The organism is Amycolatopsis sp. NPDC051061, from assembly GCF_040682935.1.
Classification (GTDB): Bacteria; Actinomycetota; Actinomycetes; order Mycobacteriales; family Pseudonocardiaceae; genus Amycolatopsis.
On sequence record NZ_JBFBBZ010000002.1, the window covers coordinates 24,510 to 39,148 of the forward strand.

At 70.3% G+C, this 14,639-nt stretch carries 15 protein-coding genes; 6 read left to right on the plus strand and 9 right to left on the minus strand.

The window, feature by feature from the left end; all coding sequences use genetic code 11:
* The first annotated feature begins 71 nt into the window (after positions 1-71).
* Positions 72-1,745 carry a hypothetical protein gene (locus AB0N03_RS02795; protein ID WP_364364351.1) on the plus strand — a complete coding sequence of 558 codons (1,674 nt, stop codon included), beginning with the start codon at positions 72-74 and terminating at the stop codon, positions 1,743-1,745.
* 6 nt (positions 1,746-1,751) lie between these two features.
* Here the strand turns inward: AB0N03_RS02795 and AB0N03_RS02800 are convergent, their stop codons facing one another.
* The 7 genes from AB0N03_RS02800 to AB0N03_RS02830 form a co-directional block, all read right to left on the minus strand.
* Positions 1,752-2,501 carry a TetR/AcrR family transcriptional regulator gene (locus AB0N03_RS02800; protein WP_364364354.1) on the minus strand — a complete coding sequence of 250 codons (750 nt, stop codon included), beginning with the start codon at positions 2,499-2,501 and terminating at the stop codon, positions 1,752-1,754.
* A gap of 168 nt (positions 2,502-2,669) precedes the next feature.
* Entirely contained in the window at positions 2,670-3,374 is a 705-nt protein-coding gene (locus tag AB0N03_RS02805) for an urease accessory protein UreD (protein WP_364364357.1), read from the minus strand.
* Positions 3,371-4,054, minus strand: a complete 684-nt coding sequence (ureG, locus tag AB0N03_RS02810; RefSeq protein WP_364364360.1) for an urease accessory protein UreG — start codon at positions 4,052-4,054, stop codon at positions 3,371-3,373. Before ureG ends, AB0N03_RS02805 begins: the two co-directional genes overlap by 4 nt.
* Positions 4,044-4,724, minus strand: a complete 681-nt coding sequence (locus AB0N03_RS02815; protein WP_364364363.1) for an urease accessory UreF family protein — start codon at positions 4,722-4,724, stop codon at positions 4,044-4,046. Before AB0N03_RS02815 ends, ureG begins: the two co-directional genes overlap by 11 nt.
* Positions 4,724-6,439: an urease subunit alpha gene (locus AB0N03_RS02820; RefSeq protein WP_364364365.1), complete on the minus strand. Its 1,716-nt coding sequence runs from the start codon at positions 6,437-6,439 to the stop codon at positions 4,724-4,726. The genes AB0N03_RS02815 and AB0N03_RS02820 overlap by 1 nt, the downstream gene beginning before the upstream one ends.
* Positions 6,440-6,450: 11 nt before the next feature.
* Positions 6,451-6,783, minus strand: coding sequence for an urease subunit beta (locus tag AB0N03_RS02825; RefSeq protein ID WP_364364368.1), 333 nt, complete (start codon positions 6,781-6,783; stop codon positions 6,451-6,453).
* Positions 6,784-6,793: 10 nt separating this feature from the next.
* On the minus strand, positions 6,794-7,096 hold the full coding sequence (locus AB0N03_RS02830; protein WP_364364371.1) for an urease subunit gamma: 303 nt from the start codon (positions 7,094-7,096) through the stop codon (positions 6,794-6,796).
* Between the two features lie 289 nt (positions 7,097-7,385).
* On the opposite strand from AB0N03_RS02830, the gene AB0N03_RS02835 reads away from it, so the two are divergent.
* Positions 7,386-8,534: a citrate synthase 2 gene (locus tag AB0N03_RS02835; RefSeq protein WP_364364374.1), complete on the plus strand. Its 1,149-nt coding sequence runs from the start codon at positions 7,386-7,388 to the stop codon at positions 8,532-8,534.
* A gap of 54 nt (positions 8,535-8,588) precedes the next feature.
* On the opposite strand, the gene AB0N03_RS02840 is transcribed toward AB0N03_RS02835, so the two are convergent.
* Positions 8,589-9,173: a TetR/AcrR family transcriptional regulator gene (locus tag AB0N03_RS02840; RefSeq protein ID WP_364365327.1), complete on the minus strand. Its 585-nt coding sequence runs from the start codon at positions 9,171-9,173 to the stop codon at positions 8,589-8,591.
* A 14-nt stretch (positions 9,174-9,187) separates the two neighbouring features.
* Positions 9,188-10,882 carry an SDR family oxidoreductase gene (locus tag AB0N03_RS02845; RefSeq protein ID WP_364365330.1) on the minus strand — a complete coding sequence of 565 codons (1,695 nt, stop codon included), beginning with the start codon at positions 10,880-10,882 and terminating at the stop codon, positions 9,188-9,190.
* Positions 10,883-11,124: 242 nt separating this feature from the next.
* Here AB0N03_RS02845 and AB0N03_RS02850 point away from each other — a divergent pair, with 242 nt between their 5' ends.
* The 4 genes from AB0N03_RS02850 to AB0N03_RS02865 are packed head-to-tail and all read left to right on the plus strand — an operon-like array spanning position 11,125 to position 14,631.
* Positions 11,125-11,964 (plus strand): ABC transporter ATP-binding protein, encoded by an 840-nt coding sequence (locus tag AB0N03_RS02850; protein WP_364364377.1) that lies wholly within the window; start codon positions 11,125-11,127, stop codon positions 11,962-11,964.
* A complete protein-coding gene (locus AB0N03_RS02855) occupies positions 11,961-12,860 on the plus strand; it encodes an ABC transporter permease (protein WP_364364380.1) in 900 nt (299 codons plus the stop codon). The genes AB0N03_RS02850 and AB0N03_RS02855 overlap by 4 nt, the downstream gene beginning before the upstream one ends.
* Positions 12,857-14,014: a sensor histidine kinase gene (locus AB0N03_RS02860; RefSeq protein ID WP_364365333.1), complete on the plus strand. Its 1,158-nt coding sequence runs from the start codon at positions 12,857-12,859 to the stop codon at positions 14,012-14,014. Before AB0N03_RS02855 ends, AB0N03_RS02860 begins: the two co-directional genes overlap by 4 nt.
* Positions 14,011-14,631: a response regulator transcription factor gene (locus AB0N03_RS02865; protein WP_364364383.1), complete on the plus strand. Its 621-nt coding sequence runs from the start codon at positions 14,011-14,013 to the stop codon at positions 14,629-14,631. Before AB0N03_RS02860 ends, AB0N03_RS02865 begins: the two co-directional genes overlap by 4 nt.
* Positions 14,632-14,639: the final 8 nt, after the last annotated feature.

A 14,639-nucleotide genomic window follows, 5' to 3' on the forward strand; every position in this document is an offset into this window, starting at 1 on the left:
TACCCGCCGGACCAGGATCGATACAGCCGAGCCCTACCTTCGGCCCGTTCCCCACCACCCCGGAGGCAGGCATGACCGAGACCCTGTCGAACGCCGAAGAAAGCGCTCCACCGAAACGCCGGTACGCCCCGCTCGCGGCGAACGAAAACCGCGAGGACTACTCACTGCGCTTCGCCGCCCATTCATTCCGGAAATGGTCACCGTTCGTGGTCGCGACGACGGCGCTGGGCGGTATCGCCTACCTCGCCGACTTCGCGATCGGGGCCAGCATCGTCCTCTCCTACGGCTTCACGTCCGGGATCCTCGCGATCCTCGCCGCGGCCGTCGTCATCTTCACCACGGGCGTGCCCATCGCGGCCGCCTGCGCGAAGTCCGGAGTGGACATGGACCTGCTGACCCGCGGAGCCGGCTTCGGCTACTTCGGGTCGACGCTGACGTCGCTCGTGTACGCGAGCTTCACCGTCATCTTCTTCTCGCTCGAAGGCTCGATCATGGGTCAGGCGTTCGAACTGGCCCTCGGCATCCCGCTGCCGGTCGGCTACCTGCTGGCGACGCTGATCGTGTTGCCCTTCGCGCTCTACGGCATGGGCGCGGTCGCGAAGATGCAGACCTGGACGCAGCCGCTGTGGCTCGCCGGCCTGGTGCTGCCGTTCGTCGTCATGCTGGTCCGCGAGCCGGGCAAGTTCGCCGAGTTCGCGCACTTCGGGGGTACCGAAGGCGCCGGCTCCGGGTTCTCCGCGATCGGGTTCGGCCTCGGTATGGGGGTCGCGCTGTCGCTGATCGGGCAGATCGGCGAGCAGGCCGACTACCTGCGGTTCATGCCCGAGAAGACGGCGGAGAACAAGCGGTCGTGGTGGGCCGCGGTGCTTGCGGCCGGACCCGGTTGGGTGATCCTCGGGGCCGCGAAGCAGATCGGGGGCGCGCTGCTGGCGTTCCTCGCGCTCGGCGTCGTCGGGAAGACGCACGCGCTGGAGCCGATCGCGCCGTACCTCGAAGCGGTGAAGCCCGCGCTCGGCCCGGTGGCGCTGACGTTCGCCGCGCTGTTCGTCGTCGTCTCGCAGATCAAGATCAACACGACGAACGCGTACTCCGGCTCGCTGTCGTTCGCGAACTTCTTCTCCCGCGTGCTGCACAAGCACCCGGGACGCGTCTGGTACGTGCTGGTGAACTGCGGGATCGCGCTGGCGCTGATGGAGTTCGGCGCGTTCGGCTTCCTGAACAAGATCCTGGGCTTCTACTCGAACGTCGCGATCGCGTGGATCGGCGCGGTGTGCGCGGACCTGGTGATCGCGAAGCCGCTCGGGCTCTCGCCGCGCTACATCGAGTTCAAACGGGCCTACCTGCACAAGATCAACCCGGTCGGGTTCGGCTCGATGGTCGTCGCGTCGACGGTGTCGATCGTGGCCTACTTCGGCGCGTTCGGCCCGTTCCTCGCGGCGTTCAGCCCGCTGCTCGCGCTGGTCATCGCCGTCGCGCTGGTGCCGGCGCTGGCGGTGGCGACCCGCGGGAAGTACTACCTGGCCCGGCCGAACACGGTCGCCGGGCCGGACGTCGACGCCGATCTGCGGGCGACGCACACCTGCTCGGTCTGCGGTGACCCGTACGAACTGCCGGACGTCGCCGACTGCGCGAAGCAGGACGGCCCGATCTGCTCGCTGTGCTGCACGCTCGACAACAGCTGCCACGACGTGTGCCGCACGACCGGCCCGGTCGCGCTGGGCTTGCCGACACCACGCCAGGCGTAACGTCCGTCAAGGCCCGGTACCCGCGTCCGCCGCGGGTACCGGGCCTTCACGTTCGCCGGGCTCCCCCCGTACCCCCGCCCGGCTTGCCTCTTCCACGCCGGAGGGCGCGCCGGGGTTGCCTGGCATTTCCAAGATCTTTTCCGGGCGCATGATGGCCGCCAGCATCAGGGCGCGCAGCTCCCCGCCGACCTCCTCGACCGGCAGCGGCGGGTCGTGCGCCTGCCATTCGCGCAGCAGGCCGGTGCCCGCCCCGACCAGGGCGATCGCCGTCAGCCGGTAGTCCCGCACCGGCGCGACGCCGTGCTCGGCGGCGCGGCTCGCCTCGGCGGCGATGAAGTTCGCCCAGCGGTCGACCCACACCTGGTGCTGCGCCTCCAGTTCGGCGCTGACGCCGACGGCTTCGACGTAGGTGAGGCGCGGCATCCGGGGATCCGCGGTGACGGTCGCGATGAAGACGTCCAGCAGCGTCGCGATGCGGGTCATGGCGTCGGCGCCGGCGACCTTGTCGAGTTCGGCCGTGACGTGGTCGAGCGCGAGGCTGTTGATCCGGTCGTGCAGGGTGCGGAGGACGTCCTCCTTGCCGGTGAACTCCTCGTAGAAGTTGCGCGTCGAGACGCCGGCGCGGGCGCACACCTCGGTGATCTTCGTGTGCCGGAAGCCGGTGGAGGTGAAGAGCTCGAGGCCGGCCGTGAGCAGCCGCTCACGGCGGTCGGCGCGGCGCTGCTCGGGAGCGACGCCGCCGTACGTGCGAGCCACCGGTTCTCTCCTCCTTCTGAGGGATTGCCAGATCCTACCCGGCCGACTACTTTGTGAAAATCTCAATTACCAAAGGGTTCGCCGGAGAGGCCGCAGGGGGTCTTCTCCGGCGAGCGGTGAAGTTCGTGAAGGCCACCTTGAGGAACTTGAAGTTCCTCAAGGTGGCCTTCACGAACTTTGGAAGGGGCGCAGGGCCGTGACCGCGTCCGGCGCCAGAGACGTCGTGAGCGTCCCGCCCGCGGCGAGCGGCGTCCGGGACCACCACTCGCCCGAGGCCGCCGGGAGATCCGGGCCGCCCACCACCAGGTCCGTCGCCAGCACCCGGCGGCCGGCCAACACGGCCAGGCTCGAGTCCAGCGCCGGGTCGCCGACAGTGAGAGTCTGCCGCAGCACCGGCACGGGACCCCGGGTCACCTGCGACGACGTAGTCAGCGAGCCCGGGCGCTCCCCGGCCCGGCCCAGCACCAGCACCTCGCGCGTGTGCAGGTACGCCTCCGAAGCCAAAGAAGCACGGAACACCGCCGTGTGCCGGGCGCGGGACGTGATCACCGTCGGCTCCGGCCGGTACTCCAAAGAACCACCCTCCTCGACGACCACGGAAACCGTGGACAACGAGCCTTCGCCGTGAAGCCCGGGCAGAGCGAGAGTGGCCGCGACGCCGGACAGCCGCAGAGACGCGCCGGGACCGACGTGGATCGACAGCAGCAAGTCGTCCCCGCCCAGGGGCGAGGTCGCCGAGTTGACCAGGTGCACCACCGCCGCCGAGCCTCGGCCCCGGCGGGGGAACAACGTCAACGGCGCCATCGAACGCAGCTCGCGCAACACCGTGCGCGTGCCGTCGAAGCACGCCGTCAGCCGGGCGTGGGCCTTCACAGCAGGGAGCGGACCCAGGTGGCGACGTCGGGTGCGTCCGGGGTGTCCACAAGGGACTGCGTGATGACCGGCAGCTCTCCCCGCATCCGGTGCGCGTCCGAAGTCATCACGTCCATGTCCGCGCCCACCAGGTGTGCGAGGTCGATCTTGTTGATCACCAGCAGGTCCGCGGTCGTGACGCCGGGGCCGCCCTTGCGCGGCACCTTGTCGCCGCCCGCCACGTCCACCACGAAGATCTGACTGTCGGCCAGCCCGCGGCTGAACACCGCCGTCAGGTTGTCGCCGCCGCTTTCGATGATCACCAGGTCCAGGCCCGGGAACTTCTCTTCCAGGCGCTCGACCGCGTCCAGGTTCGCGGTGATGTCGTCGCGGATCGCGGTGTGCGGGCACGCGCCCGTCTGCACCGCCTCGATCCGCGCCGGGTCCAGGACCCCGGCCCGGCGCAGGAAGTCCGCGTCTTCGGTCGTGTAGATGTCGTTCGTGACGACGGCCAGGTCGACCTCGTCACCCAACGCTCGGCACAGCGCCGCGGTCAGCGCCGTCTTGCCCGAGCCCACCGGGCCGCCGATGCCGATGCGGTACGCGCGCCCGGCCGTCGGCGCCGCGTCGTAGTGATCGGGCTCGGCGGCCGTCGGGTCGAAGCTGACCTCGTGGAAGTGTCCATGACCGTTAGCTGGCAAAGAGACGCACCTCTTCCTGGTGGTGCCGGGCGTGCGCCTCGGCGAACAGATCCAACGCGGGCGACCCCGGCGACGGCAGCGACGCCGGGTCGTCGCCGGCCACGGCCGCTGCCTCGGAGCAAACGGAATCGAGATCCAGCCGGGCCACGACGGCGTTGACGCCGAAGGGATCCAGCCCGAGCAGCCGCACCGCCGCGCTCGCCGGACCGCTCACCGAAAGGTAGGCGACGGCCATCGCGGCGTCGTACGGCGAACCGCCCGCGACCCCGACCAGCGCACCCAGCATCACCGGGTGGTGCGGCCGCGGAGTCTCGGCCAGCAACGCGTCCAAAACGGGTGACGGCCAGGCGATCCGCCCGGCCCGCGCGGTCCCTCGCCCCTGCGCTCGCGACGCCGCCCGCTGCGCGAGCGACGGCGTCCGCGCATCGAGTTCGACGTCCAGAAGAGACCAATGTCCATTGGAGACAGAGCGCGCCGCCGCGTGCGCCGAAGCGGCAGCGAAAACCGCGGCCAGGAAACCCGCCGTCCGCAACCGTCCGGAAAGGAATCCCGGTAGGTCGCGCACAGAAGACACCAGCCGCCGGGAGACGACCTCTTCCAGCCCTCCACTGTGGACGTGCCCGCCACCGGGGAAGCGGGAATCCGCGAGGATCAACGCCGAGAGGTCCATCAGAAGAGGAAGTACCGTTGGGCCATCGGCAACTCCGTCACCGGCTGCGGTTCGATCAGCTCGCCGTCGACGTGCACCGCGAAGCTGTCCGGCTCGACGCGGACGTCCGGCGTGGCGTCGTTGAGCACCATGTCCGCCTTGGTCCGCGCGCGCGTGTTCGACACGGCGACGAGCGGGCGTGTGATACCGAACGTCTCCCGCAATTCACTGTCCAAAGCGGACGGTGCGACGAAGTGCAGGCTCAGCGCCGCACCGATGTTCGCCCCGAACATCGGGCGCGCCATGACCGGCTGCGGCGTCGGGATCGACGCGTTCGCGTCGCCCATCGCCGCCCACACCGGGAAGCCGCCCTTGAGGACCACGTGCGGCCGGACGCCGAAGAACTTCGGCTCCCACAACACCAGGTCGGCGAGCTTGCCGACCTCGACCGAGCCGATTTCGGTCTCCATGCCGTGCGCGATGGCCGGGTTGATCGTGTACTTGGCGACATAACGACGGGCGCGCAGGTTGTCGGCCGCGCCGTCGCCGGGCAGCGCGCCGCGACGGCGTTTCATCACGTGCGCGGTCTGCCACGTCCGGATGATCACCTCGCCGATCCGGCCCATCGCCTGCGAGTCCGAGCTCATCATCGAGATGGCGCCCAGGTCGTGCAGCACGTCCTCGGCGGCGATCGTCGACGGCCGGATCCGGCTCTCGGCGAAGGCGAGGTCCTCGGGCACCGACGGGTTGAGGTGGTGGCAGACCACCAGCATGTCGAGGTGCTCGTCGAGGGTGTTGGCCGTGTGCGGCCGGGTCGGGTTGGTCGACGACGGCAGGATGTTCGGCAGCGAGACGACCTCGATGATGTCGGGCGCGTGCCCGCCGCCGGCGCCTTCGGTGTGGTACGCGTTGATGGAGCGGCCACCGATGGCGTCCACAGTGGACTCCAGGAAGCCGGCTTCGTTCAGCGTGTCCGTGTGGATCGCGACCTGGACGCCGGACTCGTCGGCCACGGTCAGGCAGGCGTCGATGGCGGCCGGGGTCGTGCCCCAGTCTTCGTGCAGCTTGAAGCCACCCGCGCCCGCCGCGAGCTGCTCACGCAGGGCCTCGTGCCGGACGGTGTTCCCCTTGCCCAGCAACAGGACGTTCACGGGGTAACCGTCCATGGCGGACAGCATCCGGCCGAGGTTCCACGCCCCGGGCGTGACGGTCGTCGCCTTCGTGCCCTCGTTGGGCCCGGTGCCGCCACCGACCAAAGTGGTCAGCCCGGCGGCCAGCGCCGTGTCGACGAGCTGCGGGCAGATGAAGTGGACGTGGCAGTCGATGCCACCGGCGGTGAGGATCTTGCCGTTGCCGGCCAGCACTTCCGTCGACGGCCCGATGACCAGGGCCGGGTCGACGCCGTCCATCGTGTCCGGGTTGCCCGCCTTGCCGATGCCGACGATCCGGCCGTCGCGCACGCCGACGTCGGCCTTGACGACGCCCCAGTGGTCGAGGATGACGGCGCCGGTGATGATCAGGTCCGGCGCGCCCTCGGCGCGGGTCGCCATCCCCTGGCCCATCGACTCGCGGATGACCTTGCCGCCGCCGAAGAGCACCTCGTCGCCCGAGCCGCCGGGCCCCATCGAGCGGTCTTCGGTGACCTCGATCAGCAGGTCGGTGTCGGCGAGCCGGATGCGGTCGCCGGTGGTCGGGCCGAACAGTTCGGCGTAGCGCTCGCGGTCGATCTGCGGCATTCAGACTGCTCCTATGCCTTCTCGGCGGGAGGGAGTACCTCGAAGGATCCCGCGAATTCGGACCGCAAGCCCGGCACCCGCCGCGCGCCGGCGAGCGGAACAAGGTCGACTTCCCGTTCTACGCCGGGTTCGAACCGCACCGACGTGCCGGCCGGGACGTCGAGCCGGTGGCCGCGGGCGGCGTCGCGGTCGAATTCGAGGCCGGGGTTCACCGCGGCGAAGTGGTAGTGCGAGCCGACCTGGACCGGCCGGTCGCCGAGGTTGCGCACGAGCAGCCGGACGCGCTCGCGGCCGGGGTTCAGCTCGACCGGCTCGTCGCCGGGAATGATCTCACCTGGGTGCATCCGGTCCTCCTCAGACGATCGGGTCATGCACGGTGACGAGCTTGGTGCCGTCCGGGAAAGTGGCCTCGACCTGCACGGAATCCACCATTTCGGAAACGCCGTCGAGCACCTGCGCCCGCGAGAGCACGGTCCGGCCACTGGCGACGAGCTCGCTGACCGTGCGGCCGTCGCGAGCCCCTTCGAGGACGTGATCGGTGATCAGGGCGACCGCTTCCGGGTAGTTCAGCCGGACACCGCGGTCCAGCCGCTTCCGCGCGACGTCGGCCGCCACGTGAACGAGCAGCTTGTCGCGCTCCTGCGGGCTGAGGTGCATCGCTCAGGTCTATCACCCGGACCAGCGCTCCGCCTGGTTCGGAAACATACCTTTAACCTGGACTTCGTCACACTGCGTGGTGAAAATTCTCCTGTCGTACGGCCTCGGTGACTGAATCGTTCTCGTAATCGTGACCGAAACCACCGCATCTTTCGATTGCCCCTCGGCGATCGAGGGAGCAAGGTCTATCCATCCGTGCGATGGTGCGCGCTTTCCGTGCGCTATTCCGTCCGCGCGAGCACCACCACCAAGACGGGGAAAAAAGCGCACCGGAAGGTCCCGCGAAACAGTGACTACCTCCACGATCAGCAAGCCACAGCCGTCCGGCGAACCCGACGACGGCTTCCGACCGGGTCTGGAGGGCGTCGTCGCCTTCCACACCGAGATCGCCGAGCCCGACCGGGACGGCGGTGCGCTGCGCTACCGCGGCGTCGACATCGAGGACCTCGCCGGAAAGGTGACCTTCGGCGACGTGTGGGGCCTCCTCGTGGACGGCCGGTTCGGCCACGGCCTCCCGCCCGCCGAGCCGTTCCCGCTGCCGGTGCACACCGGCGACGTCCGGGTCGACGTCCAGGCCGCGCTGGCCATGCTCGCGCCGATCTGGGGCTACCGCCCGCTGCTCGACATCACCGACGAAGAGGCCCGTGAGCAGCTGGCCCGCGCCTCGGTGATGGCGCTGTCCTACGTCGCGCAGTCGGCGCGCGGCGTCGGCCAGCCCGCCGTGCCGCAGACCCGCGTCGACGAGGCCCACTCGATCACCGAGCGGTTCCTCATCCGCTGGCGCGGCGAGCCCGACCCGGCGCACGTCCGGGCGCTGGACGCGTACTGGGTGTCGGCTGCCGAGCACGGCCTCAACGCGTCGACCTTCACCGCCCGCGTCATCGCGTCCACCGGCGCCGACGTCGCGGCGGCCATGTCGGGCGCCATCGGCGCGATGTCGGGCCCGCTGCACGGCGGTGCGCCGGCGCGCGTGCTGCCGATGATCGAAGAGGTCGAACGCACCGGCGACCCCGCCGGCCTGGTCAAGGGCATCCTCGACCGCAAGGAACGCCTGATGGGCTTCGGCCACCGCGTCTACCGGGCCGAGGACCCGCGGGCGCGCGTGCTGCGCCGCACCTGCCAGGAGCTCGGCGCGGCCCGCTACGAGGCGGCCGCCGCGCTGGAGCAGGCGGCGCTGACGGAGCTGCGCGAGCGGCGTCCGGACCACCCGATCGAGACGAACGTCGAGTTCTGGGCCGCGGTCATCCTGGACTTCGCCCAGGTCCCGCCGCACATGATGCCCGCGATGTTCAGCTCGGCCCGCACGGCCGGCTGGGCGGCGCACATCCTGGAGCAGAAGCGCACCGGACGTCTGGTGCGGCCGTCGGCCAAGTACATCGGCCCGGCGCCCCGCACCCCGGAAGACGTCGAGGGCTGGGAACTGGTCACCAAGCACTGACGCTGTTGTTCGTGAAGGCCACCTTGAGGAACTTGAAGTTCCTCAAGGTGGCCTTCACGGCTTTAGGGCTACCTCGTGGGCGGCGGTGGCGCCGAGCATCGCGGTGAGCTGGTCGACCAGCCACGTGTCCAGGGCTTCGCGCGGGAGCGTGCGTTCTTGGAGCCAGCTCAGCAGGGCGCCCTCGACGACCGCTGTCCAGCAGCGCAGCGTGAGAGAGAGCAGCGGTGAGGGATCTGTGACGCTGAGTGCGTCCAGGATCAGGGACACCGCGCGGTTGCGGACCGCGTCGACCGCCGCGTCCGTTTCGGACGTCGCGATCACCGAACCGCTGCGCAGCAGGGCGATGTAGCCCGCGCGGTAGTGGTCGGCAACGTCGATCAGGCCTCGGACGGCGGCGCGCAGACGGGTCTCCGGCGGGCCCTCCTCGAGGCCGGCCAGGACGTCGATGAGCCCGTCGGTGACCGTGCGCAGGGCCTCGACCTGCAGCTCGCGCAGGCTGGGGAAGTACCGGTAGAACAACGGCCGCGACACTTCGGCGCGCGCGACGATGTCGTCCACGGTGACCAGCTCCGGCGCGCGCGAGCCGAACAGGTCGAGCGCGGCGCGGATCAGGTCGTCGCGGCGGGCCTGCGGCGACATCCGCCGCGGGCGGCTCACGGCGTCAGGTCCAACTTGGCCGCCTGGCGCAGCAGTCCGGGCGTCAGTCGCGAAAGGACCAGCGCGGCCTTGGCCTCCGGTGTGGACGGTGCGATGGCGATGTCCTTCTCCACCGCTCGCAGGATGTCCTTGGCGACGCCTTCCGGGCCGAACCCGCGCCGCGCGTAGAGCTTCGAGCTCTGCTGCTGACGCCGTCGTTGCTCCTCTTCGGACACTCCGACGAAACGCGTTGTGTTCGTGATGTTCGTCTTCACGATGCCCGGGCACACCGCCGTGACCCCGATGTGGTGCTCGGCCAGCTCGGCCCGCAGGCAGACGCTCAACGTCAGCACGGCGGACTTCGTCGTCGCGTAGGCAGTGAGGATCTTCGACGGCAGGTAGGCGGCCACCGAGGCGAGGTTGACGATCTGGCCGCCTTCGGCGCGTTCGGCGAGCATCGGCGCGAAGGCGCGGCAGCCGTGGATCACGCCCCAGAGGTTGACGTCGATGACGCGTTCCCAGTCTTCGACGGACGTGTCGAGGAACGGGCCGGACATCCCGATCCCGGCGTTGTTGACGACGATGTCCGGTACGCCGTGGTTCTCGCGGACGTCCTCGGCGAAGCGGTGCACGGCGTCGCCGTCACTGGAGTCCACTGTGTACTCCGCGACCCCGTGGTTTTCCAGGAGTTTCAGGGTTTCCGCGGCGGCCGCCGGATCGATGTCGGTGATGACGACGTCGGCCCCTTCGGCGGCGAAGGCGAGCGCCGTGGCCCGGCCGATTCCGCTGCCGGCGCCGGTGACGACGACCAGCTTGTGCTCGAACCGGCCGGTGCCCACCCGCGCCCGGCGAAGGGCTCGGCTCTCGGCGCCGGTTTCGACGTACTCGATCAGCTCGGCGGCGGCTCCGGCGACCACCGCAGGCTTGGCCCGGGTCACCCAGTGCGTCCCGACGATCGGGCGGACCCGCAGGTCGGGAACCCAGCGCGCGATCTCGGTCTGCAGCGGCGTGGTGACGTAGGCGTCGCCGGTCGGGGCCAGGACCTGCACCGGGACGTCGGCGGCGCGCGGCGCGGGCCGGGACAGGCGGGTGAACATGTTGGCGCGGTAGAGCTCGAGGCCGTGGATGCCGTCGCTCTTGTCCGCCTTCGCGGCGTCGGGCTCCATGCGCTGGATCTGCGCGCCCAGCAGGCCGGTGCGCCAGAGCAGCTGCGGGACGAGCGGGACCTGGAACGCGAGGATGTACCACGAGTGGAGGAACTGGCTCAGGGCATTCTTGAGCCGCTTCGGCGTCGGCCGGGTGAGCTGCGCGCGGAACCAGGCGCCGGCGTGGTCGAGACTCGGGCCGGAGATCGACGTGTAGGAGGCGATCCGGCCGCGCAGCCCGTCGCCGGTGACGGCGTGCCAGGCCTGGATCGAGCCCCAGTCGTGGGCGAGGAGGTGGACCTTGCCGTGCGGCTTCACCTCGTCAACGACGGCGCGGAGGTCGTCGGCCAGCTGGTCCAGCCGGTAGGACGCGCGTCCCGACGGCTTGTCCGACTGTCCGGCGCCGCGGACGTCGTAGGTGACGACGCGGTGTTCCGCGCTCAACTCCGCGACCACCCCGCCCCACATCGAGCTGTTGTCGGGGTAGCCGTGCACGAGCACCACCGTGGGCCCGTCTTCCCGGCCGTCGATGGTGACGGAGAGGCGGACACCGTCGCCGGCGGTCACCCACTTGTGAGACATTCCGTCATATTAGACAACTTGTCAACAGGGTGATTCACCCGCGCGGCGGCTGGTGGCTCGATGTTGTTCATGCATCCGCCGGGTTTTTGCTTGTATGACAGCGTTTTCGTGGTTCCACGGGAAACCAGGGCGAGCCGCGGCTGACGACGCTGTCCACCGATCGGTGGACAGCGGGATTCAGCTGAGCGAAGCTCCCGTCGCCCGCTCCGAACGACCAAGCTTGGGCCATGACCACAGCAGTGAGCGTGCGCGGCCTGCGCAAGCAGTACCCCGATCACCTCGCGGTGGCCGGGCTCGACCTGGACATCGCCCGGGGCGAGGTCTTCTCCCTGCTCGGCCCGAACGGCGCCGGGAAGACCACGACCGTCGAGATCCTCGAAGGCCACCGGCAGCGGACCGCCGGCGAAGTCACCGTCCTCGGCGAGGACCCCGGAAAGGCCGGCCGCGCGTGGCGGTCGCGGATCGGGATCGTCCTGCAGACCGCCAACGACGCCGCCGAGCTGAGCGTCGCGGAGACCGTGCGGCACTTCGCGAAGTACTACCCCGACCCGCGCGACCCCGACGAGGTCATCGAGAAAGTCGGGCTCGCCGAGAAGGCCAAGGCACGGGTCAAGTCGCTCTCCGGCGGGCAGCGCCGCCGCGTCGACGTCGCGCTCGGCATCATCGGCCGGCCCGAGCTGCTCTTCCTCGACGAGCCGACCACCGGCTTCGACCCGGAGGCGCGGCGGCACTTCTGGACGCTGATCAGCGAACTCGCCGCCGAAGGCACCACCATCCTGCTGACCACCCACTACCTCGACGAGGCCGAAGCGCTCGCCGACCGCGTCGCGGTGATCGCGCGCGGCGAGATCGTCGCGCAGGACACCCCGCAGAACCTGGGCGGCCGCGCCGCCGCCGAGGCCACCGTGCGGTGGACCGACGAACGCGGGGAGCACGTCGAGCGCACGTCGTACCCGACCAAGCTCGTGAACGAGCTCTCTGCCGGGGGTAGGGAGCTCGCCGGCCTGACCGTGACCCGGCCGAGCCTGGAGGACATCTACCTGGACCTGATCGGAGACAAGGCATGACCACCGCGGCATCCGGGGCCCGAAAAGCACCGGTGACATCCGGGGCTTCGCCCCAGGCCGGGGGCTCCGCCACCGGCAACCCCCGAAAAGCGAGTGGGGCCCTCCCCGGCCCGCTGTCGCTGGGGCTCGCCCGCGGCGGCACCGAGCTGCGGCAGTTCTTCCGGCACAAGGAGCAGGTGGTCTTCACCTTCTCCCTGCCCGCGGTCCTGATGATCCTGCTCGGGTCCATCCTGGACGGTCCGACGGCGCTCGCCGGCGTCACCTCCGGACAGCTGCTGGCGGCCGGGATGATCGGCTCCGGCATCGTGTCGACGTCGTTCAACAGCATCGCGACCGGCGTCTCGGCCGACCGGGAAACCGGTGCGCTCAAACGCCTTCGCGGCACGCCGATGCCGTCGTCGTCCTACTTCATCGGCAAGATGGTGCTGGTCGCGGTGTCGAGCCTGGCCCAGACGGTGCTGATGTCCGCGGTCGCCGTGCTGCTCTTCGGGCTGAAGCTGCCCACCGAACCCGAGAAGTGGCTGACGCTGCTGTGGGTGTTCGCGCTGGGGATCGTTTCGTGCACGCTGCTCGGGATCGCGCTCAGCTCGCTCGCGAAGTCCACCACCGGCGCGGTCGCCGTGGTGCAGATGCTGTACCTGGTGCTGCAGTTCATCTCCGGCGTGTTCGTCACGCCGATCACGAACCTGCCGAAGATCATGGTTGACATCGCGTCGTTCTTCCCGTTGAAGTGGATCTGCCAGGGGTTCCGGTCGGTGTTCCTGCCGGACGGCGCGGTCGGAATGGAGATGGCTGGGTCATGGGAACTCCCGCGGGTGGCGCTGGTGCTGGGGATCTGGTGCGTGGTGGGCGCGGTGCTGGCGCGGCTGAGCTTCCGGTGGACCGACACGAAGTGAAGGACGCCTGGGACCGGTTCAACTGGCTCTGGGAGATCCTCTTCGCGGTCGCTTACCTGGCCACGACGACGCTGGTCCTGCTGGACGAGACCGATCCGGTCCGCAGCGTCGTCGCGGTCGGGGCGCTGACGGCCCTCGCGCTGACCTACCTGCTGTGGGGACGGCGGGTGGTCCGCGACGACGGGCACCTGCCGCAGCGGTGGACGCTGGCCCTGGTCGTCGTGGCGCTGGTCGCGGTCGCGATGTTCGCCAACACGACGGCCAGCTTCATCCTGTTCATGGTGTGCCCGCTGCTGTTCTCGACGCTGGAGTTCCGGCCGGCCGCGGTGCTCACCACGCTCGCCATCCTGCTGAGCCCGCTGTCGGCGATCGCCGCCGATGGGCTGCGGGGGCCGGCGTTGCACATCCTGCTGCCGATGACCGCGATCCTCGTCGTGTTCGGGATCCTGTCCGGCAAGTTCATCCTGCACGTCATCGAGGAGAGCCGGGCGCGGGCGGACCTCATCGACCGGCTCGAAGCGAGCCAGGCCGAGGTCTCCCGGCTCTCCCGCGAGGCGGGCACGGCGGCCGAGCGCGAGCGGCTCGCCCGCGAGATCCACGACACGCTGGCCCAGGGCTTCACCAGCATCGTCACGCTCGCCGAGGCCATCGAGTCCGAATTGGACACCGACCCGGCGGCGGCCCGGCGGCACGTCGAGCTGGCCGCCCGCACCGCGCGGGAGAACCTCGCCGAGGCCCGCACGATGGTCGCGGCGCTGGCGCCGGCGGACCTCGCGTCCGGGTCCCTCGTGGACGCGATCCGGCGTCAGGCCGACCGGCTCGCCGACGAGACGAGCGTGTCGGTCGAGTACGAAGTGGACGGTGCGCTTCCGGCGATCGGCATGGCGGGCGAAGTCGTCCTGCTGCGCGGCGCACAGGAGGCGCTGAACAACGTCCGGCGGCACGCGGCGGCGTCGTCGGTATCGGTATGTCTGTCCGTTGTGGACGATGCCGTGCGGCTGTCCGTCCGGGACGACGGCGTCGGCTTCGACCCGGACGGCGCCGGCGGCTTCGGCCTGCGCGGCATGCGGTCCCGGGCCGAGCAGGTGGGTGGCAGACTGAGCGTCCGGAGTGGCCCGAGCGGCACCGAACTCACCCTGGAGGTGCCGGCTTGATCCGCATCATGCTCGTCGACGACCACCCCGTCGTCCGCGAAGGCCTCCGAGGCATGCTCGAAGCCGAGCCGGACCTGACGGTGGTCGGCGAAGCGGGCTCGGGCGACGAAGCCGTCGCGCTCGACCGCGTCGCCCGGCCGGACGTCGTGCTGATGGACCTGCGGATGCCCGGCCTCGACGGCGTCGGCGCGACGAAGCGGATCCTGCGCGAGCAGCCGGGCCGGCGGATCGTGGTGCTGACGACGTACGAGACGGACGCCGACATCCTGCGCGCGGTCGAGGCGGGGGCGTCGGGTTACCTGCTGAAGGACGCGTCGCGCACGGAGCTGGCGAACGCGATCCGCGCGGCTTCGCGCGGGGAGACGGTGCTGGCGCCGTCGGTGGCCGGGAAGCTGGTCAACCGGGTGCGCAACCCGGAACCGCAGTCGTTGTCCGCGCGCGAGGTGGAGGTGCTGCGCCTGGTCGCGAAGGGCGGCACGAACGCCGACATCGGCCGGGCGCTGCACATCAGCGAGGCGACGGTGAAGACGCACCTGCTTAGGGTGTTCGGCAAGCTGGGGGTGTCCGACCGGACGGCCGCGGTGACGACAGCGATGTCGAGGAACCTGCTCAACTGACCGGCATC